Origin of the sequence: Oleispirillum naphthae (genome assembly GCA_027864655.1) — a bacterium.
Lineage (GTDB): Bacteria > Pseudomonadota > Alphaproteobacteria > Rhodospirillales > Rhodospirillaceae > Oleispirillum > Oleispirillum naphthae.
Genome location: JAQAZG010000002.1, coordinates 399980 through 423861 on the forward strand (window position 1 = coordinate 399980; position 23882 = coordinate 423861).

The window sequence follows — 23882 nt, forward strand, 5'->3', positions numbered from 1 at the left end:
TTTTGCATATTTCACCCGGTGAACGTCTGTGCATCATTGCGCTTGACGCAGTGCGCATCATTGCGCATGATGATCGCTCAAACGGTGAGGGCATGATGCATCTTCGAGATTGGTTGACGCGGGAAGGCATTACTCCATCCGCTTTTGCGCGGAAGTGTGGGCTTCCCCCTTCGACGATTAATCGCATTCTTTCGGACGGTCGCGCACCGACTGATGAGGTGATGCGCCGGATCATCGTCGGTTCGCATGGCGAGGTGCAGCCGAACGACTTCTTTCCGATTGCCGAATTGCTCAAGGGGGCGTGATGTCATTCCTCTCGATCCTTTCGGTTCTTTTCGACTACTGCCTCCGTTCGGCAATCGGCACGGACGGGGGGGTCCGCTCCATCCTCAGAAGGACCTCTCCGCGCCGCTCTTTTTCCCCTCTCCACGGCGCGGCGGTACGCCGCGAGGCTCTGCTGCATGTGCGCCGCGTCCGGGTGGTTCGGGTCGGCTTTCAGGCGCTGTGCCAGTTGGGCGGCGAGGTGATCCAGGTCGTTCAGGTGCTGTTCCATGCGGTGATTATCGCCGCCGGGGTGAAGCCCCGCCATGCAATCCGGATCGGGAGTGTTGCATGACCGCCGCCCGCTATCTGCCGCTCAACGATTACCTCGCGCTCAAGGCGTCTGTCCGCTCTCTGGTGCGTTCCTGCGGCGGGCCGAATGCCGCCGCCGGGATTACCCGAAGCGACGCGCCCCGGCTTTCGCGCTACGGCGCTGCGGAGGAGGCGATGCACGCGCCGCTCGACGTGATCGCCGACCTTGAAGCCGAGGCGGGCGTGCCGGAGGTGACGCGGGTGCTTGCCGGGTTCCTCGGTTACGTGCTGGTGCCGAAGCCAAAACCCGCCGCGAGGGGCGGGGTTTCCATCGGCGATGTCGGCGCGCTCGCGAAGGAAGCGGGTGAGGCCATAACCTTCCTGGGCTCTGCGCTGGGCGCGCCCGAACCCTTGTCCGCCGCGAAGTGCCGGAAGATGGGCCTGCGGAGAGAACTGCGCGAGGCGATGGAAGTGCTCGCGCGGATCGACTCTGCCCTCGAAACCCTGGAGGACGGGCGATGAAAGCGCCCGCACCGCCACCGCGCGCGGTGAATACCGCCGTGGGGATTTGCCTTGCCGCCGCCGACGCGGTGGGCGGACCGAGGGCGGAAACGCACGGCGACATCCTTGCCGGGGCGGAACACCTGGCGGCGCTGTGGACCGCCTACCTCAACGGGCGTTCGGTGATTACCCCGCTGGACGTGCCGTTGATGCTGATCGACCTCAAGCGGGTGCGGGTGCTGCACGGTCACCACAATCCCGACGACTTCGTGGATATCAGCGGTTACGGCGGCTGTGGCGGAGAGGTCGCGGCGCGGCTGGAGTCCGGGCGATGAACGGCGGGTTCTCCGACAGGTTCATCGACGACGTGCGGGCGCGGACTTCGCTGGTCGCGCTGATCGGCGCGAAGGTCAAACTCTCGGGCCGTAATGGCGAGTTCTCGGGCCTGTGCCCGTTCCATTCCGAGCGGACGCCCTCGTTCACGGTGAGCGAGCGCAAGGGGTTCTATCACTGCTTCGGCTGCGGCGCGCATGGCGACGCCTTCGACTGGGTTATGGACCGGCACGGCGTCACCTTCCCCGAAGCGGTCGAGGAACTGGCGATCAAGGCCGGGCTGCAACCGGATCGGGAAGGCCGGATGCTGCCGGAGGCGAAGCCGATCGCGCGGCCATCGGAGGCCGAAGCCGCCGCCGAAGACGCGGAGAAGCTGGCCAAGGCGGCGGCGATCTGGCGCGACGCGCTGCCGATCGCCGGGAGCCTGGCGGAACGGTATCTCGAGGCGCGGGGGATCGACCTGCCGCGGGTGCCGGGCTGGCCGGTGCCGACGCTGCGCTTCGTCCCCGCGTTGCCGTGCTGGCAATACGACAAGGCGGCGGACCGCAGTTGGTACGCCGGGGCGTTCCCCGCGATGGTCGGCTATGTGCAGGGACCGAACCGCGAGTTCGTGGGGGTGCACCGCACATTCCTGACGCCGGACGGCTCGGGCAAGGCCGTAGTGCCGAAGCCGAAGAAGATGCTCGGCAACGTGTTCGGCGGATACCTTCGCCTGTGCCCAGCCTCGGCGAAGATGCTCAACGCCGAAGGGATCGAGACAACGCTTTCGGCAATCGGCGCGACCGGGCGACCGGGGTGGGCGGCGCTGTCGGAGGGCAACCTCGGCGCGGCGATGCCCACCATCGTCCGCGACCTCACCATCTGCCGCGACAACGACACCAAGGACGAGGCGACGACGATCAAGCGCGTCGATTCCGCCATCGCCGCCCATTCCGCGCGCGGCGTGATCGTCCGCGTCGCCTGCCCGCCGCGCGGCATGGACTTCAACGACCTGTTGCGGAGGGTGTGATGGAACCCGTGATCATCGGTGACGCGACGCTCTATTGCGCGGACGCTCGAAAGGTTCTCCCATTGTTGCGCGGGACAGCCGATTGCGTGGTGAGCGACGTGCCTTACCTGCTGACTTCGGGGGGGGGGGGCTCCATGGCCGCATGGCGCGTCGCTAAGGGATACAACAACAACGGCAAGATCGTCCGCTGTGAAATCACGTTTCGTGAATTCCTGCCGCTGATCTACGCGGCATGCGCCGCCGATGCCGACGCCTATTTGATGGCGGATTCTCGCAATATCGTCGAGCTGATGTCGTCGGCTCTGAAGGCCGGATTCCGTGATCATAATCTGCTGGTTTGGGACAAGGGTAACGTCACCCCTAACCGTTGGTACATGAAGGGGTGCGAATTCACAGCCTATGTCTATAAGGGCAAGGCGCGCGGCATCAACGATCCGTCTTCACCATCCTTGCACCGGTTTCCGAATCCTGTCGGCTCCAAGGTCCACCCGACGCAAAAGCCAGTTGCGCTCATGCGTGAATATATCCGGCAGTCGACCAGACCGGGGGATATCGTCCTAGACCCGTTCATGGGGTCCGGAACAACGGGTGTTGCGGCGCTGGAGTTGGGAAGGAGATTCGTCGGGGTTGAGATCGACGAAAACCATTTCCGTGTCGCCTGCGACAGAATGGCCCAAAACCCCGTCGGGGTTTCCGGAGCGCAGGAGGATTTGTTCGGGAGTGCGGTCGGATGACCGGCCCCGGCGGCAAGGCGCTGGAGCATCGATCCGTCTCTTCCGATACGGGTGGTGCGGATACACCCCTACATGCCCGTAGCGAAGCTTCCGGCGCGAAGCATCCGAACGCTTCACCGGCGATCGACGCCGCCGGGCGGCTGCATCATCCGTGCTCGCACCCCGGATGCGGGCGGGAGGGGTGCTATGGCCAGGGCGGCGACATCCTCAAGGCTTATGCCAAGGCCTCGGATAAGCAGGACGCCGCACGTTGGCTGGGACGCTGGTGGTGCCGGGAGCATGTGCCGCCAAGCTTCCTGGCACAGCCGCAGGTGACTGCGAGTGAGCCCCAGGCGGCAGAGCGGCGGGAGGAACCGCCGCGTCGGCAGGTGATCAATGGGCAGGGGGTGCTGCTATGAGCGGCGGGGCGGATGCGGTTCGCGAATGCATCGACGGCGCGGCGGTCGTGCGATTCCCGCGTGGGCGCGACGACGATGGCGGCGGGCGGGACATAAACCTGGAACTCGCCGATAAGGAGTTCAACGACCTCGGCAACGGCGACCGCTTCCGCGCCCGGCATGGCGCGGACCTGATCTACGTCAAGGACGTGGGCGAACACCAGTGGACCGGCACGCACTGGTCCCCTGAAGGGGCGGCGGAGCGATGGCTCCGCGCCGCGCATGAAACCGCGCGGTCTGTGGTCGAGGAGGCGGACGCGCTGCAGAAGCGTGGCGGTAACGGGGACGAAAGACGAGCCAAGATGCTGCTCGACTGGGCGGTCGAGAGCGGGGACAAGCGCCGGACCGCCGCGATGATCGCCCAGGCCGTGCCGTATTTGACGGTCGGGCCGCGAGAACTCGATGCCGACCCGATGATCCTCAACCTGGAGAACGGCACGTTGCGGATTGAGGGCTCGTGCGATGATTTGCGCAAGCACTGCCGAGACGACTTGCTGGCCAAGGTGATGCCGGTCGCGTTCGACCCGGCGGCGACATGCCATGCGTTCCATGACTTCCTCTGCGAGGTGCAGCCGGACCCGGAACGTCGTTTGTTCCTGCAGGTGTTCGGGGGGTACTGCCTGACCGGCGACACCCGCGAGCAGAAGCTGCTCTTCAACTTCGGCGAGGGCAGCAACGGCAAGTCGGTGTTCGTCGATCTTCTGGCGAAGATCATGGGGCCTTATGCCGTCACGCTGCCGTTTTCCTCTCTGCTGCGCGACGATCGCAAGCGCGGAAGCGAGGCGACGCCGGATCTTGCCCGGCTGCCTGGGGCGCGGATGGTTCGGGCCTCGGAACCCGAAAAGGGGGCCGCCTTCGCTGAGGCGACGATCAAGTCGATCACCGGGGGCGAGGAGTTCCCTGTACGGCGGCTGCGGCACGATTTCTTCGACATGGTGCCGATGTTCAAGCTGATCCTCTCAGGCAACCACCGGCCTCGGATACGCGGCGGCGACCACGGCATCTGGCGGCGGTTCCTGCTGGTGCCATGGGAGGTGATTATCCCGGACGAACGGCAGGATAAGACGCTCCCCGCTAAGCTGTGGGAGGAGCGGTCGGGGGTGCTGAACTGGCTGTTGGACGGGGCGCGTATTTGGCTGGAGAAGGGCCTTGTCGTTCCCGCAGCAGTGCGGGCGGCGACCGACGAATACCGGCGCGATTCGGACCCTCTGGGGCGGTTTATCGAGGACTGCGTGAACCGCGAGGAAGGCCAGAGCGTTCCGGCTGCGCGGCTGTATGCGGCGTTCGTCTCGTGGTGCCGCGCGAATGCGGAAAGGCCGTGGTCGCAGAAGGCCTTTGGGCAGGGGCTGCCGGAACGCGGGTTCCGCCGGGTCAAGAAGGCTTTCGGGAACGAGTATGCCGATATCGTCCTGCACGATGTGCCGTCCGAGGACGAAACGCCGCCGCCGCCCGGTCCGGAGGACTTCTGACCCTCCACACCCTCCACAACCCTCCATCGGAATTTGTGTTCTATATCAATAGGTTTGGGTGGTGTGGAGGGTGTGGAGGATTGTTTCGGAAGCATATTATGCGCGCAAGCGCGTGAGGTTTTTAATAACTGACCCTCCATATCCTCCATTGGAGTTGTTACCATGTTGAAAATAATGATGAAATCACAGGTTAATCCCTCCAGTGTCACCCTCCAGGGCCTCCACAACCCTCCACGGGAGGATATCGACATCGTCGATTTACTCCGCTGGGCTTACCAGACCCAGAGGGTCGATGAGGTGGTGCGGCGGTCTGTGCCGAGCGGGATAAACGGTGGGTATCGAAGCAACGCGGCCAGGGCGCTTGAGACCGGGTGCCTCGGTGTCATCACCGATGGTGGGCGCATGGGGTTTGGCGCGGACGGGGCCGACTATCTTCCCGAGGACGCAGAGCGTGTTCACGACGCGGTGCGGTATCTGTTGCCTCGGAAGATGGTCTGTATCGTCATCGACTACGCCAAGCAGGGCGCGGCTCCGGATTGGCTGGAGGGGGTGATACCCCGCCCGGTTGGCGTCTTCCGCCCGAACGGCAAGGCTGAAATGGAGTATCGCGACGGGGCAAAGACCAAGCCCTTCTACTGCCTCCTCCGCTACGTTCCGGTGGACCCGGTGCATCTGGCCTTTGCCCGTCAGCTTTACGTCGAGTGGTGGGATGCGGTGGCGCGGCTTGCTGCTGCCCATCTTGATCTGGACCGCTACCGCGTCACCGGCCCGGCCCTCGCGAGGGAGCCGTGGATAGACCGGGCTTGACGCCGCAGAAAAAGTTTGGCATACCACATGAAGATGCGATAGGTCCGCTACCCACGATGGGTTGCGGGCCTCTTCTTTTTCGCGCTCTTGCTGACGCTCCCCCTCGGGGCGGGGCCGCAGCCCACACGCACAGCCCTCCGCCCCTTCTTGGGTCCTTCCCAGGCCCCGAGCTACACGGGTGGCAAAGGCGCGATATGTCGCTAGTTTTCTTGCAAAAAATCGAGGTTGACGAATGGGTTGACGGGTTGACATCCGCGTCAACTGGACGGAGGCGGCATGGCTCAAATCGGATCGCAAGCCGAATACGCCAAGCGCGCCGGGATCAGCCGTCAGGCGGTGAGCAAGGCCGTGAAGTCCGGGACCATCCCGCTTCGGCCTGACGGGAAAATCGATTTCGAGTTGGCGGACGAAGCCCGGCGGCGGTCGGCAAATCCGGCGCGAGATCCGGAAACAGAGTTTCTGCCGGAGCCAACCGATGCGGATACATCCGCGCCGGAGGATGCGACGTACCGATCCAGCCGCGCGGAGCGCGAGCGGATCGCCGCTGAGCGCGATGCGATGAACCTCGCCAAGCTCAAGGGCGAGTTGATCTCGCGGCAGGATATCGCCGACGCGCTGGTGGCGACGGGGCGGAAGATCCGGAACAAGTTGGACAGTTTGCCGAACATGGCGGACGAGGTGGTGGCGATCGTCGCCGGGGGCGGCGGTGCCCGCGACGTGCGTCAGGCCATCACCGAGCGGGTGAAGGCTCTGGAACAGGCGATTGCGGACGCCCTGGCGAAGCCGGGGGGCGAGGATGACGGATAGCGCGCTTGCCCTGGTCGGCGGCGCTCTGGCGAAGGGCCTCGCGCCGGATCGGCGGGTGCGCCCTTCGGAGTGGGCGCGGGCCAATCTGATCGTTCCGGACGGCCCGCTTGAGGGCGAGTTGTGGGACCCGTCGCTGACACCGCAACTGATCGAGATTTTGGACTGCCTCGGGCCGGACGATCCGTGCACGCGGGTGTCGGTCCGGAAGTCCGCACAGGTGGGTTTCACCCAGGTCGGCATCGCCTGGCTCGGTTCGATCATCGACAACACCCCGGCGAAAACCCTGGTGGTGTTCCCGACGATCGAGGTGGGCGACGACTTCAACTCGGAGAAGTTCCACCCGACGCTTGAGGCGACGAAGTGCCTGAAGCGCCGTGTGGCGGAAACCCGCAGCCGTTCGGCCCGGGCCTCGACGTCGCGGAAGAAGCGCTTCCCCGGCGGCACGATCACGATCACCGGGGCGAACTCCTCGGCGGACCTGCGGTCGAAGACGGTCAAGTTCGGGTTCGCGGACGAAATCGACGATTGGCCGCTCGACCTGAACAAGCAGGGCGACCCGATGGAGATGTTCGACGCGCGGTTTCGCGCGTTCCTCCGGGTCGGTGGGTACAAGAAGCTCGAAGGCTCGACGCCGACGATCAAGGGCATCTCCCGGATCGACGCGGCATTCGAGGCTGGCGATCAGCGGTACTGGACCGTCACCTGCCCGCACTGCGGCGAGGAACAGCGGCTTGAGTTCAAACACCTGAAATTCGAGAAGACGTTTCCGCACAAGGCGTTCTACGAGTGCCAGTGCAACGGTTGCCCGATCGAGGCCTCCGACCGCGACGCGATGGTGCGCGGGGGCCGGTGGGTGGCGACCATGCCGGGGCCGGGGCGGCATCCGTCGTTCCATCTCGACACCCTCACGTCGCTACTGGTGACCTGGGACGACATCGCCGCCAAGTGGATCGCGGCTCAGGGCGACCCGAGGAAACTCAAGACGTTCGTCAACCTCTGGCTCGGCGAAAGCTGGGAGGAGCGCGGCGAAGCGCCGGAGTGGGAACGGCTTTACACGCGGCGGGAAACCTATTCGCTACGCACGGTGCTGCTCGGCGGTCTGGTGATCACCTGTGCGGTTGACGTGCAGATGAAGGGGCTCTTCTACGAAGTCGTCGCTTGGGGCGTCGGGAAGGAGTCCTGGTCCATCGACAAGGGCTTCCTGCCCGGCGATACGGCAGACGCCGACAGCCCCGCCTGGCGGGCGCTGGCGGAGGTCTACGAACGCCGGTATCCGGACGCTTACGGCAATTCCTGGCCTATCGACCTGATGGGGATCGACAGCGGCTATAACACGAACGCGGTCAAGTGGTGGTGCCGTGGACGGCCCAAGGCGATGGTGATCAAGGGCGAGGACGGCTGGGGCCGCCCGCCGCTCGGCACGCCGTCGAAACAGGACATCGACTACGGCGGGAAGAAGCTTCGTCGCGGCGCGGTGATGTGGCCGGTGGGGACGTGGCCGTTGAAGGCCGAGGTCTATGCGCTGCTGCGTAAGCCCGGTCTCCGCGAGGGAGCCGACCACGATCCGCCCGGGTACTGCCACTTCACCGAGGCTCTGCACGACGAGGCGTTTTTCAAGCAACTGACCGCCGAATACGTCGCGGACGAAGTGCGTGGCGGACGGACGGTGAAGGTGTGGAAAGCGACGGGCGAAAATCACTTTCTCGACTGCCGCGTGTATAACCTCGCCCTGGCGTATCACCTCGGCATCGACCGGATGACGATGGACGATTGGGCGCGTCTGGCGGCGCAGCGCAATGTGCCGCCGCCGAAAATGCAGGGCGACCTGTTTACCCCAAGCGTGGTGCAGCCGCCAGCGCCGCCGCCGCCGAAACCGGCGGCCTCGGCGCAACCCGCGAAGCCGCGCGGCGGTTACCTCGGCGGTCGGGGCGGAAGCTGGTTGAGGAGGTGACGGATGGCGGATGCCGCGACCCAACTGCAGGCACTCGAGGACGCAATCGCCTCCGGCCTGCTGCGCTTCACATTCGAGGGAAAGACCCACGAATACCGCTCGCTCGACGACATGCTGCGGGTGCGTGAGATTCTGGCCCGCAAGGCCGGGGTCGCGACCGGCGGCGGCATCGTCCGCACCGTCGCGGCATATCGCCGGGGGACATGACCATGCGCTGGTTCGAAAACGTGATCGCCGCCATCTCGCCAGAGACGGCGGCGCGGCGGGAGCATGCCCGGCTCAAGGTGCGGGCACTGCGGGAGGTTCGCAACGCCTATGACGGCGCGAGCGTCGGTCGGCGCACCTCCGGCTGGCGGCGGGTGTCCACCGACGCCAATGCCGAAACGGCGGGCGGCGCGCTGGGTCGCCTGCGCGATGCCTCGCGGGAGATGGTCCGCAACAACCCGCACGCCTCCCGCGCGGCTGCGGTACTGGCTCAGACCATTATCGGCGAGGGGATCATCCCGAGCTTCGTCACGCCGGATGAGTTGGCGCAGCCGGAGGCGGAGGCGGTCGCGCGAGAATTTCTCGATACCGAGGCTATCGACGCGGGCGGGCAGATGGACCTCTACGGTCTGCAATCTCTGGCAGCGCGGACGGTGTTCGAGGGCGGCGAGGTGCTGTTCCGCCGCCGCCGCCGCAAGGCATCGGACGGTTTGCCGTTGGCATTCCAGGTGCAAATCTTGGAGCCGGATTTTCTCGACTCCACAAAGGACGGTCCCCTCGGCAACGGCAACGTCGCGGTGCAGGGCGTTGAGTTCAACGGCATCGGTCGGCGGGTTGCCTACTGGTTGTTCGACGAACATCCGGGGTCGCGCGGCAGCTACCGCATTACCCAGTCGCGCCGGGTCCCGGCGGAAGACGTGATCCACGCCTACCGCATCGACCGGCCTGGGCAGGTGCGTGGGGTGCCGTGGCTCGCTCCGGTGATGCTGGCAGTGGCGGATTACGCCGATCTCGCCGACGCCTACCGCATGCGGCAGAAGATCGCCGCATGCTTCGCGGCGTTCGAGACCGACTATCAGGGTGGTACGGCGGAATCGCCCCTGGTTTCTGGCGGATCGTCGGCGGGCGATATGCCGGTCGAGGAATTCTCCCCCGGCATGATCGTCAAGCTGCCCGCCGGGCGCGACATCAAGTTCGCCACCCCGCCGGGGGTGGAAGGGTTCGCCGAGACGGCGGCGATCTCGCTGCGCGAGGTGGCGGTGGGGATCGGCATGCCGCCGTTTGTGCTTTCCGGCGATTACGGCGCAATCAACTTTTCCGCCGGGCGGCTGGGGTGGCTCGATTACCGGCGTGGCATCAAGGATTATCAGGCGAGGATCAGCATCCGCATGATCTGCCGCCGCCTGGAGGGATGGTTTCGCGAAGCGATGGCGATTGAGCGCGGCGTTACCGTGCCGTTTCGCGGCGTGTGGACGCCACCTGCGGTGGAGATGATCAACCCGAAGGAAGAAATCGAGACCGTCGTCTCCGAGGTCCGCGCCGGGCGGATGACGCCACAGCAGATGGTCCGCGCAGCCGGGAAGGACCCGGAGCAACATTTTGCCGAATATGCGCGGGGCGTCGAGCTGATCGACCGCCTCGGCCTGATCCTGGATTCGGACCCGCGCCGGGTTTCGCGCGCGGGCCTCACGCAGGTTCGTACCGACAATACGCAGTTCCCCGACATCAAGGAGTAAGCCATGCCCAAAAGCATCCGGCGCAGTTGGCCGGGGGCGCGCGGCCCCTACGGCTATGACATGCGCATGGCGGTCGGCAATGACGCCGCCGTCGAAATCTTCGTCTACGGCGAGATCGGTTGGGAGGTCACCGCCCAGTCGTTCCTCAACGACCTGCGGGATGTGGCGACGCCCACCACGCCGCTGGTGGTGCACATCAACAGCGTCGGCGGCAGCGTGTGGGAAGGCCTGGCCATCTACAACATCCTGATCAGCCGCGCGGCCTCGGTCACCACCATCGTCGATGGCATCGCGCTCTCGATGGGCTCGATCATCGCCCTGGCGGGCAAGCCGACGCAGATGCCCGCCAATGCGCTGATGATGATCCACGATCCGTCCTGGTATGCCTCCGGCACGCCCGAGGAGATGCGCAAGCAGGCGGACGTGCTCGACAAAATCCGCGATCAACTGGTCGGCATCTACGTGGCGAAGTCCGGCCAGGACGAAGCCGAAATCCGCCGCATGATGGCGGAGGAAACCTGGCTTTCCGGTGCCGACGCGGTCGCGCTTGGCCTCGCCGACGAGCTGATCGAGGTGGAGGCGGATCTCGCCGCCGCCGCGAAATTCGACCTTCGCAACTGCCGGGCGCTGCCCGCGCCGTTGCGTTCCCTGGCGGCGTCCGCCGCCGAACCCCAGCCGAGGAGCATTCCCATGCCCAATACCAATCCGGACGCGGCGGACCCGAAGACCTCCGCCAACAATCCGGCTCCGGCCCCCGTGGACGTGGCCGATACCGCCGCGATCGAGGCGGCGGCCAACGCCGCCGTCGCCGCCGAGCGCAAGCGCGTCGCCGACATCGGCGTCGCTTGCGGTGCTGCGCGGATGACCGATGCCTTCCGCGACCAGATGGTTGCCGAGGGCGTCAGCGTCGCCGACGCCCGCGCCCGCATCATCGCCGAACTCGCCCGTCTCCAGGCGGAGGGAGGGCCGGAACCGCGTTCGCACATCCGCGCCATCGTCACCGACGACGCGGTGGATCGCTTCCGTGCCGGGATGGAGGAGGCGCTGCTCCTGCGCGCCGGTCTCGGCGGCGAGCGCAACGAGTTCTCCGGCCTGTCGTTGCGCGAGATGGCCCGCGCTGCGCTGGATATCCGCGGCATCCGTTCCGGGAGTATGAACGTGTTGCAGATGATCGGCACTGCCTTCGTGCCGAGCATGGCGGGCGGCACGCACAGCACTTCCGACTTCGCCAACGTTCTGTCGAACGTCGCCAACAAGGCCATGCTCAAAGGGTTCACCGACGCGGAGGAGACGTTCACGCTGTGGACCGGCAAGGGCATTCTTACCGACTTCAAGCCGTTGAAGCGCATCGACGCCGGTCTGTTTGACGCCCTGGCGGAGGTTCCGGAAGGCGCGGAATACAAATACGGCACCTTCGGCGATCGCGGGGAGACCATCCAGCTCGCGACCTACGGCAAGATGTTCTCGATCACCCGGCAGGCGATCATCAACGACGATGTCGGTGCCTTCACCCGCATTCCCGGCAAGATGGGCGCGGCCTCGAAACGGACCATCGGCAACCTCGTCTATGCGGTCCTGACCAGCAACGCCGCTCTTTCCGACGGCGTGGCGCTGTTCCACGCCACGCACAAGAACCTGGCCTCCGCCGGTGCCGCGCCTTCGACCGCGACGTTCGATGCGATGCGGACCGCGATGGCGACGCAGCGCGATCCCGACCTGAAGACCCAGGCCCTCAACATCCGACCGGCCTATGTGCTTGCGCCGGTCGCCCTGGAGGGTAAGAGCAAGGCGGTGATCGCCTCCGAGTTCGACAGCGCTTCGGGCGACAAGGGTCTGCCCAACTCGGTGCGGGACTTCGCGGAGGTCATCTCCGATGCGCGCCTCGACATCGCCTCCACCACGGCGTGGTATGGCGCGGCCAACCCCAACGTCGTCGATACCATCGAGGTCGATTATCTCGACGGCGTCGAGGAACCGTACCTGGAAAGCAAGGATGGCTGGAACGTCGACGGCGTGGACTTCAAGGTCCGGATCGACGCTGGCGTGAAGGCTCTCGATCATCGCGGTCTCTACAAGAACGCGGGCGTGTAATCGATACCCCTGGCGCGGCGCAACCCTGCGCCGCGCCGATAACCCCTTCGCGCAAGGAGAAAGCAGATGCGCAACTACGTTCAGGAGGGACGGACCCTCAGTTACTACAATTCCAGCGGCGCGACGATTTCCGCTGGTGCCGCCGTGGTGGTTGGCGGGCAGGTCGGCGTGGCGATCAACGACATCGCGGACGGCGCTTCCGGCACGCTTTCGATGGAAGGCGTCTACACCCTGCCGAAGACGTCGGGTGCGGCGATCAACGTGGGCACCGCGCCGATCTTCGACGTCAGCGCCGGGGCGTTCGTGCCTGCGGGCACCGCCACGGCGGCGGGCGATATCACGGGCGCGGTGACCGCCTGGGCGACGGCGGCGAGCGCCGACACCACGGTCAATGTCAAGATCGGCGTCGGCAACGGCGCGGTGGCCTCCGGCACCTAAGCGAGCATCCGGCGGGGCGGCAGCGCCCCGCCGCGTGACGAGGGAGGATCGGATGAACCCGTTTTCGGTATCGGTGGATTTGATGTTCGCGGGGCCGATGGCGGTGGACGCCACCTACACCCCGGCCAACGGCGACCCGCTTCCGGTGCGGGTGATCCTCTCGCAGCCGGACGTGATGACGCCGGTCTACGATGTGCCCGTGGTTTCCGCCTCGACCGCGCTGCAGGTGCGGGTTTCCGAGGTCGCGGCCCTGGCGCGGGGCGATACCTTCACCCTGGCGGACGGCGGCGTGCTGACCGTTTCCGCCAAGCCAAAGCGGGATGCGACGCGGCTGATCTGGGTGGCGTCGGCGGTGGAAGACTGAGCCGTGAAAATCGGGGCGGCTCTCGAGGGTGACCTGCGCAAGATCATGACGCGGGAAATCAGCGTGCTGAGGTCCGGTATCAAGTCCGGTACGCAGACGGCGACGGATAATCTCAAGGAGAAACTGCGCGCGCAGGTGCGTGCCGCCGGGCTGCCGCAGTCGGTGCAAAAGGCGTGGCAGTCGAAGGTCTACCCCAAGGGCGACAGTATGGGTGCGGCGGGCCTGGTGTTTTCCAAGGCGACGCGCATTCACGCGGCGTTCGATGCGGGGGCGTCGATCTCGCCGCGCAACGGGCAGTGGCTGGTGATCCCCCTGCCCGCCGCGCGGAGGCTGAAATTCGATGTGTCCTATTCGCGCTCGCGCGGCGGCAAGCCTCGGCACTGGTCCGATGTGGACGCCGCGGTGCGGCGCTTCGGCTCGCTGCGGCGGGTTCCGCTGAAGGGCGGACGCATCCTTCTGGTCGCGGATGGCGTCACCGCCTCAGGCTCTCGCCGCAAGGTGCGGCAGGCCAAGGGTGGCGGCACGGTGCAGGGGGTGGGCAACGTTTCGATGCCGCTGTTCCTGCTGGTCAAGCGGGTACGGCTCGGTAAGCGGCTGGATATCGGCGGCGCGGCGGCGCAGGCGGGGCGCGATTTCATGGGGCATGTCCTCGCCGGGATCGACGCGGCGGACCGCCGGGTCAAGGAGTGATGAGCTATGGCGAGTAAGTGGGAAACCGCCCTGGCGGCGTTGGCGTCGGTGCTGGCGGCGATCCCGGGGCCGGAGTTCGCGCGCAACGACCCCTCCGAGCGTGAGGTGCCGCCTGGCGGGCGGATCGACCTGAGTGACGGCGACCTGGCGGAGCCGGAGGTCTACCTGTCGCCGCTGTCCTATGGTCACACCGCCAACGCAGAGATCGTTGCGATGGTGCAGGCGGCGGACGCGGCGGAGCGCGACGCGGCTCTCGACGCGCTGGTGCTGAAGATCGAGGCGGCGGTGTCTGCCGACGAAACCCTGGGCGGCACGGTGGAGTCGGTAAACCTGGGATCGCCCGAGCGCCTGACCGAGCCCGCCGAGGAAGGCAAGCCGATCAAGGGCGCGCGGATCGTCTGCGCGCTGGAATTCATCAGCGATAGCCCGCTGGGCTGAAGGAGAGAGACATGGCGAAAATTCGCGCTTCCGGTGCCGATACCCAGCTGCTCGGCGCGTTCGAGACCACCTACGGCACCGCCCCCAGCGGCGCGGGCGGTGGGGTTTATCGCAAGCTGTCGTTCAAGTCCCACGCGCTGGGGTCCGAACAGCCGCTCGGCACCGATCCGCTGCTCGGCATGGGCCGCGATGCGCAGGACCCGTACTACGACGCCATCTCGGTGTCCGGCGATATCGTCGCGCCGGTCGATCTGCGGGGCATCGGCTTCTGGCTGCGCGGTCTGTTCGGTGCGCCGGTCACCACCGAGGCCGAAGGGGTGTATACCCATGTCTTCACCTCGGGCGGGGCGCTGCCTTCTCTCGCCCTTCAGGTCGGGCACATGCAGCTTTCGCCGCAGGTGCACTTCGCCCACGCGGGCGTCAAGCTCGGCTCCCTCGCGTTTCAGATGGCGCGGACCGGGGCGGTCAACGCCACCATCGCCACCATCGCCCAGGGCGAAACCTCCGCCGCGACGGCGCTGGATGCCGCGCCGCTGGAATTCGCGCTCACCCGTTTCAGCGCCGGGCGCGGCACCATCAAGCTCGACGGGTCGCAGGTGGCGGCGGTGACCGGCGGCAACCTGACCTACAGCAACAATCTGGAAGGGGTGGAAACCATCCGCGACGACGGCAAGATCGACGGCGTGGACGAGGGCGAGGCGACCGCGACCGGCGGACTGACCGTGCGCTTCGGCCCCGATAGCCCGATTCGCGCGGCGGTGGCGGCGCAGTCCCCCGTGGCGCTGGAATACGCCTACTCGATCCCCGACACCGACTATCTGCTCAAGTTCGAACTGCCGCGCGTCTATCTGCCCAAGCCGAAAACCGAGATTTCCGGCCCCGGCGGCATCGAGGCCACCTACAACTGGCAAGCCGCCCGCGACCCGGTTGCGGGCTATCTGCTGCGGGCAACGCTGGTCAACGACGTGGATGGCTACTGAGTCTGAACCGACGATGGCGAAACCGGAATCTGACCGTTTGCCAAAATGCGGAATGTAGCGTCGGGGTCGAATACCTCGCCGGTTTCGGCGAGCGCGACCAGCGTGCATTCGTGGGAGCGGAAGGTTTTCTGCCCGCTCCACGCGCGCTTGAGATCGGTTCTCGCCCGTTTCGCCTTGCCCCGGATGGTGGAGAACTCGCCGTTCGCGCTGGCGTGCTCGACGGCGACGGTGAACGTCTCGCCGCCGGTTTCGACGATCAACGAGACGCCGAAGGCGGAAACGTCCGCCTCGGCGGTGGTGCGGAGCCGCGCCGACAGTAGGCGGCCTTCGCGATTGCCGATCCACGGAATCAGTTGGTAGGTGACGGGAACCTCGAAGCCGGTGTCCGCCTCGATGGCGCGGGTGACGCTGTAGAGGTCGAAGTGGCGCATCTCGTTGCGCAGGTGGCAGAAGGCGAAGGCGAACTTCGGATACTTCTTTCCATGCAGTGACCGCACGGTGATGCGCCGCTCGGTGCTTTCGCCGCTGCGGTCGGTGTAGGCGATGTCCCATACGAGGTTGAGATTGTCGGCGAGGGTTGGGCCGGGATCGAAGCGGCGCAGCTGGGGCTCCGCGTTTTTGTTTTTTTGTTGCGTCTGGAACAAGAACCATGTGCCGATGGCGATCGCCAACACGGCCAAGAGAAGCGTGCCCATGAATTGCTCCAATCTGGCGAGGCTCAATAGGGGCTGCGGACGATGTTGTCGTATTTGCCTTTGCAGACGGCGAAGCCGTCATTCCATCCTGACGCATACATCGCGTCGGAGATCGCGCGCTGAGGGTCTTTGTTGAAGCGGTAATAGATGTTACCGGCGGCGGAGTAGCCGCTGTCGCACCCGGCGGCGAAGCCTTCGCGGTAGGCGGGTGGACCGGATGGGGTGCGGTCCATCGTTGTTGCACAGGCGGCGATGGAAAGGGATGAAAGAACGACGATCAACGCTCGGCAGGTATGCATGGCGGACTTTCCCCAGGTTGCGTTCCAGGGGAAGGGTCGGCTTCGCGGAGGAGTCGCGTCAAGGGGTTTTCTTCAACCGCACGCCGGGGCCTTCGCCGTTCTGGTCGATGAAGATGACGCCAGCGGCTTCGAGGGTAAGCCGCATTGCCGTAATCGTGGCCTTGTTTGCAGGGTTTCCTGCTTCGAAGCGAGAGATGGTGTTCCTGCTAACGCCGGACTTGAAGGCCAGCGTTTCCAGGTTCCAGTTGAGCGCCGCACGCGCCATTCGTGATTGTTCAGGCGTCATGTTGTGCATTTTGCACAAAATGCACCTTGACGACAAATGGAATTATGCACAACATGGTGAAAGTTTCCAAACGGAGGCGGTAACCATGTGCAATGTGGAACTGGACAAAGAACTGCGGCGGACGATGCGGGTGCAATCGGAAACCGTGCGGCTATCGGAGGATACCTCCCGCCACCTCGGCGACCGGATGGAGGGCTTTCTCGCGGCGCTGTCGTTCACCCCGGTGACGGGGGAGGCCGATGCGGCGCTGCGAGCGCATCACCTGACGGCGCTGATCGAAGGCGTGATGGAAAACCTGGAGGCGGGCGCGGCGGTGGACCCGGCGTTTCTTCGCCTCGGCTGGCGGCTGGCGGACCGGCTGACGGCGTATCTGGAAACCAGGTCCGGCGTCGGCGTCGCCACCGGGCGGCAGACGCGGGAGATGGAAGACCTGCTGCGGAGGGCCGGATGATGGGCAACGTGATTCCGTTCGATTTCGAGGGCGCGTCGGTGCGGGTGCTGGATCGAGAGGGTTCGCCCTGGTTCGTGCTGGCGGATGTTTGCCGGGTGTTGGAGATCGCCAATCCGTCCAACGTTGCGGCGCGGCTCGACGATGACGAAAAGACGACCCTCCATAATATGGAGGGTCAGGCAGGGTGTGGCGCTCAGGTGTTCACCATCATCAACGAATCCGGTCTCTACTCGCTGGTGCTCACCAGCCGCAAGGCCTCGGCCAGGCGGTTCAAGAAGTGGGTCACCGCCGAGGTGCTGCCCGCCATCCGCCGCACCGGGCGCTACGTTCTGGCGTTGCCGAAACGGGCGGAGGATGCGGGGGACCAATGGGAACAGCCGGTCCAGGTGCTGAACACCCAAATTCGGATGATCGCCGAGGCCCGCGCGGTGTTCGGCGCTGCGGCGGCGCGGCAGTTGTGGCGGGCGAGCGGCCTTCCGCAGGTGGAGGGAGACCCGGAGGAAACGGAACTGTTCGATCCCACCGGCTGCCTCGCGCACCTGCTGCGCTATGCGGTGGGCAAGCACAACACCATCGGCGATCTGATCGACTCGGCGGTGAGCGGCGGCGATTTCGAAATTCTGGCGGAAATCGGCCTGCTGGTTTCGCCCGCCGGTCACCCCGGCAAGTTGGCGGTCGCGGAGCGCAGCGCCACCCTCTCGGCGATCTATCGCGATACGCCGTGGTGCGAGGGTGGTTGGACGGTCGGACTGATGGGCCTGCCCGGCGCGCGGAAGGTGCCCGAACTCGGTTTCAACGGTCGCAAGCGTCGTGCGGTGATGGTGCCGATGGCGTGCGTGAACGCCGTTCCCCGCTTCGAGCGGCGAACGGCCTGATGGTGGAGATGACGATGCCCGAACTGGTGAGTTTGGATTTGCCGACCGAGCCTTATTGGCTCGATCTGCCGCGCGGCGTGCGGGTTCGGGTGCGTCCGCTCGATACCGCAGCGATGAAGGCGGCGGAGGCGCGCAGCCAGCGCAAGGTGCGCGAACTGGTGACCCACGTCGCCGGGGTGCGCGAGGCGGGCGGAGATGTCACCGGCCTGCCGGATTTCGGCGACCCGGATATCCGCGCCGGTCTGGCGGAGGCCCTGTTCGTCGAGGCCCTGGCGGAAATCGGCATCGTCGCGTGGGAGGGCGTCAAGGCCGATCTCTCGAAGGGGTCGGCGGCGCAGTTGATGCGCAACCCCGATATCGGTCCGCCGTTCCTGGCGGCGTACCTGGCTCCGGCGGCGGCGGCGAGTGCGGAGGGAAACGGGTCCGCCGCTGGCTCCGATGGGACCTCGGGGCCGGGCGGCAATATCGCGAAGGGTGCCTGAGCGTCGGCACCTGTTGCCCCTGTGCAGCGCGCGACCCGGAAACCGGGGAGTTGTGCCCCTATGCCGATCCGCCGCGCACGGCGGATGGGCAGGGAATGGCGGATGCGGTGACCGCTTGCGTGGGGCAGGTGGGGGTTTCGGTCCTGGGCGCGGGGGTGGACCCCGCGACGGTGTTGGCGTTGACGCGGGCGGCTGGGCGCGAAGAGCGCCGCGCCGCTTTTTTGCTGCCGTTCGCACAGGCGGGTGTGGCGCAGGCGATTGTGGAGGGGCGTGAGAATGATGACTGAACGCGACCTTGCAATCCGCCTGAGCCTCAAGGATTCCGAGGTTGTCCGTCGCGCCCTGAACGAATTGGGCGCTGATGGACAGAAGGCCCTGGCGCGGATCGAGGCGGCTTCGGCCCCGGCGTCGCGTGGTCTGCTCGCGATCAACACCGTGACCTCCAGCGCGAAAGGCGAAATCCAAGGCTATGCGAGCCGCCTGGGCATCGCCGGGGAGGCGATGTCTGCGCTCGGCCCGGCGGGCCTGATGGCGAGCGTGTCGATCGCGGCGATCAGCGCCGGTCTGGCCCATGGCGTGCGGGAGATGGAACTCGCCGACACGTCGATGCGGCGATTGGGCTCCGTGATGAAGGCGACGGGCTATGCCTCGGGCCTGACGTCGAAACAGATTGCCGACATGGCGGACGAGATCGAGAAATCGACGATGGCGACGGCGGAAAACGTTGTTGACGCCACGTCGGTTCTTTCGACCTTTCGTTCGGTGTCCGGCGACGCCTTCCGCCGCGCGACGGCTCTGGCGCTCGACATGGCGACGGTGTTCGGCGGCGACATGCGTTCGTCGGCTATGCAGTTGGGCAAGGCGCTCGAGGACCCGGTCGAGGGTCTGACCGCGTTGCGGCGTGTCGGCGTGTCGTTCACGCAGGCGCAGAAGGACATGATCTCCGCGATGGTCGAGACCGGCAACGTCGCCGGGGCGCAAGGCGTGATCCTCGACGCGCTGGAGCAGCAGGTCGGCGGTGCGTCGCGGGGCGAAGACGGCGGGGTGACCGGCGCGGCGAAGCATGCGGCGGAAGCCTGGGACGATATGCTCGAGGAGTTTGCACGCACCACGGGCGTTGGCTCGGCGGTGGCGAATGCGCTCAATGGGATCACCGAATCTCTGCGCGGACTTGGCCAGGCCGAAGATACCTCCGCGAAACTGGCGGAGCGCGAGGCGGCGCTGGCGGAATATCAGACCAAGCTGGCGGAGCTTGAAAACAGCGGGCGCGGCTGGTCTCCGGTCGCGAATTTCGCCCGCGCGCGAATCAGGGATATCGAGAGGGAAGTCTCGGCTCTCCGCAAACTCGACACGGCACAGAGGGAAGCCGAGGCATCGGCGCAGCGCAAGGCGGACGAAGGCCGGGCGAATGCCGAACGCACCCGCAACGCGGAGATGATGTCCGCGCGGCTGAAGACGCTGGAGGCGGAGAGGGTCAAGGGCGTTTCCGACGCGGCGGCGAAGATCAAGACGATCGAGGATCAGCTTGCCAAGGACGTCGCGGCGGCGCAGCAGCGCGGTTCCCTCGCCGGGGTGACCCAAGCCGATGTGGACAAGGAGGTAGCTCTGCTGCGCGCGGTGGCACAGCAGAAAATCGACGCGGTGCAGAAGCCGCTGCTGGAAGCACAGAAGCGCGGGGCGGAGCAGACGGCCAAGGTGCTTGCCGACCTGCAGCGCGAGGTTGGCGGCGTCTCCGATCCGCGCACGGCGTTCGTGGATCAGAAGGTGGCGAGCCTGCCGAAGTCGGCGACCGCAGACGAGATTGCGGATACCGCCGCGTGGGCTGGGGAACTCTACGATCTGACGGAAAGGAAGAAGGAGGACGCCAAGGCGGAAGACGAGCGCGGGCGGGCGATTGAGCGCAGTCGGCAGTTCCTTCTGCAAAACGCAGATGCTGAGACTGTATATAAGCTTCAAATTGAAGAAATTGATAAGCTCAAGGCGAATGGCGCGATCAATGATCAGGTCTACGCCTTAATGACGCAAGACGCGGAGCGCCGGAAGCTTTATGCCGCAACCGATGCGGCGAGCGGGATGAAGCGCGCTCTCCAGGAATATCAGAAGTCTGCGGCGGACTCTGCTTCCGTCGTCGAGAGCGCAGTTAAGCAATCGTTTTCTTCTATGGAGAATGCGCTCGCCACGTTTGTCACGACGGGAAAGCTATCGTTCAGCAACTTTGCCGATTCAGTGCTGTCGGATATGGCAAGAATCATTGCAAGGCAAACGATTACCGCGCCATTGGCTTCGGGGCTCCTGAGCCTCTTCCACGAGGGCGGAGTGGTCGGGGAGCCCGGCGCGATGTCACGTGCGGTGTCGCCGCTGGTGTTCGCGGGTGCGTCGCGCTTCCACACGGGTGGGCTGCTGCCCGGCGAGGTGCCGATCATTGCGCAGGCGGGCGAGCGCGTGTTGACCCAGGCGCAGCAGGATAACACCGCCGCCACCATCAGCGGTTTGGCGAAGATGGCGATGCAGTCCGGCGGCGGCGACCTCAAGGTGGTGAGCAACGTCTATAACAATGCCACCGGAACCGAGGCGAAAACGCAGGTCTCGCGCGGCGCGGACGGGTCGCTGCAAATCGACACCATCGTCGAAACCATCGAAGGCCGGTTGGCGAGCAACATCGGAAAAGGCCGTGGATTGGCCCCGACGCTGGAGGGCCGCTACGGCCTTTCCGCTGCGTCCGGCGCGGCGAGGGGGTGAGGCATGGCGGTGGATTTGCAGTGGCCCGACAAGCTGCCGTTGCCGACCTTCGACGGCTACGGCATCGATCCGCAGGACGGCGTTCTGCGCACCGATATGACCCAGGGTCCGGCGCGGCAGCGGGTGCAATACACCTCGGTGCCGGAACAGGTTTCCGTGCGGTGGCGGCTCACGCAGTGGCAGTACGCGCTGTTCCGGGCCTGGTACAAATTCAAGGGCGAGCGCGGGGCGGAGTGGTTCGGCATCACGTTGCTGACCGGCCTCGGCATGGTCGAACACGAGGCGCGCTTCACCGGGTCCGGTGGGAAGCCGTTTTCGGCCAAGCCGAAACGCGGCGGCAAGGGCGACGGCGTGACGTGGATCGTCACCGCGACGCTGGAGGTCCGGGAAAGCCCGGACCTGTCCGAAGAGGTGTTGGATCTCGCTTTGACCGAGGACATGGATGGGCTGATCGCCGCGATGGCGGGGGTCGGCACGCTGGCGAATATCGTGTGGCCGGATCTCGCGGCCTGAGAAAAAGGGGAACGGCATGGCGACGCTGCAGGAGCGGATCGAGACGGCGACCGAGAACATGGAAACCAATCAGGGTCTGTTGCACGATATCGTGCACGGCGGCCCGACCGAGACGGTGGAGACCGAAGGCGGATCGGTGCCGACCGTGGCGAAAAAGCTGGCGGACCTGGATGCCGCCTACGCGGCGGCGGGGGCGGTAGCCGCGTGCGAGGCGGAGCGCACCGCAGCGGAGGCGGCGAGGGGACTGGCCGAAACCGAGCGGGGGCTGGCGGAAACCGCCGCTGATGCGGCGCATGACTATGCCCTGGCTGCGGCTGCTGCGGTTGCGTCTGTCCCGGCCCTTGCTACCGAAGCACAGGCTATCTCTGGAACTGATAACGACGCATACATGACCGCGCTGAGGACTGCCCAGGCCATCGCGGCACTGTCGGCGTCGGGTTCCGAAACTATCACCGCTGGCGAGAACCTTGCCGACCGCGACTTGATCTATCAGGACGTGTTCAACCAGCGCGGCGGCGGGGCAACGCTGTGGTACAAGATTGATGCGGACGCCACGGCCCCGGTTCGCATATCGCCGCGGGTTGGCATCGCGCTGGAGGCCATTTCCTCAGCCGCCTCGGGGTCCGCGCAGGTGCGCTCCGGTCGCGTCGATGGCTTCACCGGCCTGACGGTGGGCGGTCTTGTGTGGGCCTCCGCCACGGCTGGCGGCGTGACGCAGACCGCGCCCGCAGTTCCGGCCAGCGGTACGCAGACGGCATCTCGGCTGGTCGGCATCGCCGCCTCTGCCACCGAGATCGACTTCACGCCCGAGGCGGTCACTACCTTCATTGCGCGCAATTCCGCACTTACCGTCGGCTCATCGGTGGTTGTCAACCACTGGACCGATGGCGGCGCGCGAGAGCGTGTGCCTCATGCCTACGTCGCGGCCGGCGGGTCTTCCGCTATCGCGCAAGGAACCGGCACCGCCATCGGGAACATGACTGAAAACGGTGGGATTGCCGCCGCTTTCGACGGGAATGCCAATCAGGGGCACACCTCATGTGCGACTAAGAGCGGAACCACGGGGTTCGTTGGCAAAACCTATTCCGGAGGGAAACGCGTTATCAAGGCTGTTGCAGTCGGGTCAAACAATTATGGGTTCATCTACGACGGAGCCAGCGTCACGCTGACCCTGCGCGGGTCGGACTCTGCTGCCGCTTATGGCGGCGGTACCTCTATTGCCACCACAACGGTTTCGGATGCCAGTTTGCTGTCCGTTACTCTGGAGGGGGCGAATGCCTCGACATATGCCAACTACTGGGTTGACGTTCTGTCTTCATCCGGGTCGGAAAACTTCTGCTACTGCGCGGAGTTAACCTTTTACGAATACTCTGCGACCCGCGATGAGCCTGTGCGCATCGGCTCCGCCACCATCGACAGCGCGGCAACGGACTGCATTACGGTGAAGTTTGCCGATGCATCAGACGCGAACCAGGATACCAACACGACGTTTATCAACCGTTCCGGCGCGCCGCGCGACGTGATCGTGGAGGTGGCGCTGTGAGCAAGGAAAACCGGATCGATTTTGAGGCGGGCGGCGATTATGCCTGATCCGAACCTTTCCGAGGCGATCCGTGAGGCGTATGCGTCGTCGCCTTCCGGCGTGGTGACGCTGCATACGCTCGAGCTTCTGCACCCCAACTTCGACGCGCCGGTCCGGGTGGTGCGCAATCATGCGGATACGAAGACCTGGCTCGCGCTCGGCGGCGCGGCGGTGCAGTCGGTGCTCGATGCGCTCGATGAAAAGACGCGCCGGAACATCGGCCTGGTCGCACGGCTGGAAGCGAGCGCGCCGGAAAACCCGGGCGAGATGGTGGCGTGGGTCGCTCTGGCCTTCGACGTCGATCTGCCTGAGGTGGCGACAAGCGCCGCGCCGGAGGCGACGGTGACGATCGACAACGTGGATCAAGAGATCACGCGGCAGCTTGATCTTGCCGCCACCAGCACCGAAAAAATCCGCATGATCTATCGACCCTACATCTCCTCGGATATCGAGGGGCCGCAGGCGGACCCGCCGATGGTGCTGACGGTGGGCGACGTGACGGTCACCGACATGCAGGTTTCCGGCAACGCGGGCGTGTCGGACGTGGGCAACCGGGCATTCCCCAACGAGACCTATACCGCGACACGGTTTCCCGCCCTCGCGGCGTCTCAGTAAGC

The 23882-nt window shown here is 65.8% G+C and carries 30 protein-coding genes; 27 read left to right on the plus strand and 3 right to left on the minus strand.

The window, feature by feature from the left end:
• Positions 1 to 92 precede the first annotated feature (92 nt).
• From O7R11_RS04070 to O7R11_RS04160, 19 genes are all read left to right on the plus strand, one after another.
• Positions 93 to 305 (plus strand): helix-turn-helix domain-containing protein, encoded by a 213-nt coding sequence (locus O7R11_RS04070; protein WP_337996207.1) that lies wholly within the window; start codon positions 93 to 95, stop codon positions 303 to 305.
• On the plus strand, positions 305 to 616 hold the full coding sequence (locus O7R11_RS04075; RefSeq protein ID WP_337996208.1) for a hypothetical protein: 312 nt from the start codon (positions 305 to 307) through the stop codon (positions 614 to 616). The genes O7R11_RS04070 and O7R11_RS04075 overlap by 1 nt, the downstream gene beginning before the upstream one ends.
• A complete protein-coding gene (locus O7R11_RS04080) occupies positions 613 to 1095 on the plus strand; it encodes a hypothetical protein (protein ID WP_337996209.1) in 483 nt (160 codons plus the stop codon). The genes O7R11_RS04075 and O7R11_RS04080 overlap by 4 nt, the downstream gene beginning before the upstream one ends.
• Positions 1092 to 1409, plus strand: coding sequence for a DUF6378 domain-containing protein (locus tag O7R11_RS04085; RefSeq protein ID WP_337996210.1), 318 nt, complete (start codon positions 1092 to 1094; stop codon positions 1407 to 1409). Before O7R11_RS04080 ends, O7R11_RS04085 begins: the two co-directional genes overlap by 4 nt.
• Positions 1406 to 2416, plus strand: a complete 1011-nt coding sequence (locus O7R11_RS04090) for a CHC2 zinc finger domain-containing protein (RefSeq protein WP_337996211.1) — start codon at positions 1406 to 1408, stop codon at positions 2414 to 2416. Before O7R11_RS04085 ends, O7R11_RS04090 begins: the two co-directional genes overlap by 4 nt.
• The gene (locus tag O7R11_RS04095; protein WP_337996212.1) at positions 2416 to 3150 is read left to right on the plus strand and encodes a DNA-methyltransferase; all 735 of its coding nucleotides are present in this window, start codon (positions 2416 to 2418) and stop codon (positions 3148 to 3150) included. The genes O7R11_RS04090 and O7R11_RS04095 overlap by 1 nt, the downstream gene beginning before the upstream one ends.
• Positions 3147 to 3548, plus strand: a complete 402-nt coding sequence (locus tag O7R11_RS04100) for a hypothetical protein (RefSeq protein ID WP_337996213.1) — start codon at positions 3147 to 3149, stop codon at positions 3546 to 3548. The genes O7R11_RS04095 and O7R11_RS04100 overlap by 4 nt, the downstream gene beginning before the upstream one ends.
• Complete coding sequence (locus O7R11_RS04105) at positions 3545 to 5056, plus strand: DNA primase family protein (protein WP_337996214.1); 1512 nt, start codon at positions 3545 to 3547, stop codon at positions 5054 to 5056. The genes O7R11_RS04100 and O7R11_RS04105 overlap by 4 nt, the downstream gene beginning before the upstream one ends.
• Before the next feature lie 162 nt (positions 5057 to 5218).
• Complete coding sequence (locus O7R11_RS04110) at positions 5219 to 5863, plus strand: hypothetical protein (protein WP_337996215.1); 645 nt, start codon at positions 5219 to 5221, stop codon at positions 5861 to 5863.
• Positions 5864 to 6139: 276 nt separating this feature from the next.
• The gene (locus O7R11_RS04115; RefSeq protein ID WP_337996216.1) at positions 6140 to 6670 is read left to right on the plus strand and encodes a hypothetical protein; all 531 of its coding nucleotides are present in this window, start codon (positions 6140 to 6142) and stop codon (positions 6668 to 6670) included.
• Positions 6660 to 8621: a phage terminase large subunit family protein gene (locus O7R11_RS04120; RefSeq protein ID WP_337996217.1), complete on the plus strand. Its 1962-nt coding sequence runs from the start codon at positions 6660 to 6662 to the stop codon at positions 8619 to 8621. The genes O7R11_RS04115 and O7R11_RS04120 overlap by 11 nt, the downstream gene beginning before the upstream one ends.
• A gap of 3 nt (positions 8622 to 8624) precedes the next feature.
• Positions 8625 to 8828, plus strand: a complete 204-nt coding sequence (locus O7R11_RS04125; RefSeq protein WP_337996218.1) for a phage head-tail joining protein — start codon at positions 8625 to 8627, stop codon at positions 8826 to 8828.
• Between the two features lie 2 nt (positions 8829 to 8830).
• On the plus strand, positions 8831 to 10342 hold the full coding sequence (locus O7R11_RS04130) for a phage portal protein (protein WP_337996219.1): 1512 nt from the start codon (positions 8831 to 8833) through the stop codon (positions 10340 to 10342).
• A gap of 3 nt (positions 10343 to 10345) precedes the next feature.
• Complete coding sequence (locus O7R11_RS04135; protein WP_337996220.1) at positions 10346 to 12433, plus strand: ClpP-like prohead protease/major capsid protein fusion protein; 2088 nt, start codon at positions 10346 to 10348, stop codon at positions 12431 to 12433.
• A gap of 66 nt (positions 12434 to 12499) precedes the next feature.
• Positions 12500 to 12871 (plus strand): capsid cement protein, encoded by a 372-nt coding sequence (locus tag O7R11_RS04140; RefSeq protein ID WP_337996221.1) that lies wholly within the window; start codon positions 12500 to 12502, stop codon positions 12869 to 12871.
• A gap of 52 nt (positions 12872 to 12923) precedes the next feature.
• On the plus strand, positions 12924 to 13235 hold the full coding sequence (locus O7R11_RS04145; RefSeq protein WP_337996222.1) for a head-tail joining protein: 312 nt from the start codon (positions 12924 to 12926) through the stop codon (positions 13233 to 13235).
• Positions 13236 to 13238: 3 nt separating this feature from the next.
• On the plus strand, positions 13239 to 13925 hold the full coding sequence (locus tag O7R11_RS04150) for a DUF6441 family protein (protein ID WP_337996223.1): 687 nt from the start codon (positions 13239 to 13241) through the stop codon (positions 13923 to 13925).
• A 6-nt stretch (positions 13926 to 13931) separates the two neighbouring features.
• The gene (locus O7R11_RS04155; RefSeq protein ID WP_337996224.1) at positions 13932 to 14363 is read left to right on the plus strand and encodes an acyl-CoA transferase; all 432 of its coding nucleotides are present in this window, start codon (positions 13932 to 13934) and stop codon (positions 14361 to 14363) included.
• A gap of 11 nt (positions 14364 to 14374) precedes the next feature.
• Positions 14375 to 15343 (plus strand): phage tail tube protein, encoded by a 969-nt coding sequence (locus O7R11_RS04160; protein ID WP_337996225.1) that lies wholly within the window; start codon positions 14375 to 14377, stop codon positions 15341 to 15343.
• On the opposite strand, the gene O7R11_RS04165 is transcribed toward O7R11_RS04160, so the two are convergent.
• Genes O7R11_RS04165 through O7R11_RS04175 form a run of 3 tightly spaced genes read right to left on the minus strand, consistent with a single transcriptional unit; the run spans position 15337 to position 16632 of the window.
• Complete coding sequence (locus O7R11_RS04165; RefSeq protein WP_337996226.1) at positions 15337 to 16038, minus strand: hypothetical protein; 702 nt, start codon at positions 16036 to 16038, stop codon at positions 15337 to 15339. The genes O7R11_RS04160 and O7R11_RS04165 overlap by 7 nt on opposite strands.
• A gap of 23 nt (positions 16039 to 16061) precedes the next feature.
• Complete coding sequence (locus tag O7R11_RS04170; protein WP_337996227.1) at positions 16062 to 16337, minus strand: hypothetical protein; 276 nt, start codon at positions 16335 to 16337, stop codon at positions 16062 to 16064.
• Between the two features lie 58 nt (positions 16338 to 16395).
• On the minus strand, positions 16396 to 16632 hold the full coding sequence (locus tag O7R11_RS04175) for a helix-turn-helix domain-containing protein (protein WP_420792969.1): 237 nt from the start codon (positions 16630 to 16632) through the stop codon (positions 16396 to 16398).
• A gap of 76 nt (positions 16633 to 16708) precedes the next feature.
• Here O7R11_RS04175 and O7R11_RS04180 point away from each other — a divergent pair, with 76 nt between their 5' ends.
• The 8 genes from O7R11_RS04180 to O7R11_RS04215 all read left to right on the plus strand — a co-directional run bounded on the left by O7R11_RS04180 (position 16709) and on the right by O7R11_RS04215 (position 23880).
• Positions 16709 to 17074: a hypothetical protein gene (locus O7R11_RS04180; protein WP_337996228.1), complete on the plus strand. Its 366-nt coding sequence runs from the start codon at positions 16709 to 16711 to the stop codon at positions 17072 to 17074.
• On the plus strand, positions 17071 to 17949 hold the full coding sequence (locus O7R11_RS04185) for a BRO-N domain-containing protein (protein WP_337996229.1): 879 nt from the start codon (positions 17071 to 17073) through the stop codon (positions 17947 to 17949). The genes O7R11_RS04180 and O7R11_RS04185 overlap by 4 nt, the downstream gene beginning before the upstream one ends.
• Positions 17949 to 18431, plus strand: a complete 483-nt coding sequence (locus O7R11_RS04190; protein WP_337996230.1) for a hypothetical protein — start codon at positions 17949 to 17951, stop codon at positions 18429 to 18431. Before O7R11_RS04185 ends, O7R11_RS04190 begins: the two co-directional genes overlap by 1 nt.
• Positions 18432 to 18526: 95 nt before the next feature.
• Positions 18527 to 18718 (plus strand): hypothetical protein, encoded by a 192-nt coding sequence (locus O7R11_RS04195; RefSeq protein WP_337996231.1) that lies wholly within the window; start codon positions 18527 to 18529, stop codon positions 18716 to 18718.
• Positions 18708 to 21170, plus strand: a complete 2463-nt coding sequence (locus O7R11_RS04200) for a phage tail tape measure C-terminal domain-containing protein (RefSeq protein ID WP_337996232.1) — start codon at positions 18708 to 18710, stop codon at positions 21168 to 21170. Before O7R11_RS04195 ends, O7R11_RS04200 begins: the two co-directional genes overlap by 11 nt.
• Positions 21171 to 21173: 3 nt before the next feature.
• The gene (locus O7R11_RS04205; RefSeq protein ID WP_337996233.1) at positions 21174 to 21683 is read left to right on the plus strand and encodes a hypothetical protein; all 510 of its coding nucleotides are present in this window, start codon (positions 21174 to 21176) and stop codon (positions 21681 to 21683) included.
• A gap of 16 nt (positions 21684 to 21699) precedes the next feature.
• The gene (locus O7R11_RS04210) at positions 21700 to 23226 is read left to right on the plus strand and encodes a hypothetical protein (RefSeq protein ID WP_337996234.1); all 1527 of its coding nucleotides are present in this window, start codon (positions 21700 to 21702) and stop codon (positions 23224 to 23226) included.
• A gap of 39 nt (positions 23227 to 23265) precedes the next feature.
• Positions 23266 to 23880: a DUF1833 family protein gene (locus tag O7R11_RS04215; protein ID WP_337996235.1), complete on the plus strand. Its 615-nt coding sequence runs from the start codon at positions 23266 to 23268 to the stop codon at positions 23878 to 23880.
• Positions 23881 to 23882: the final 2 nt, after the last annotated feature.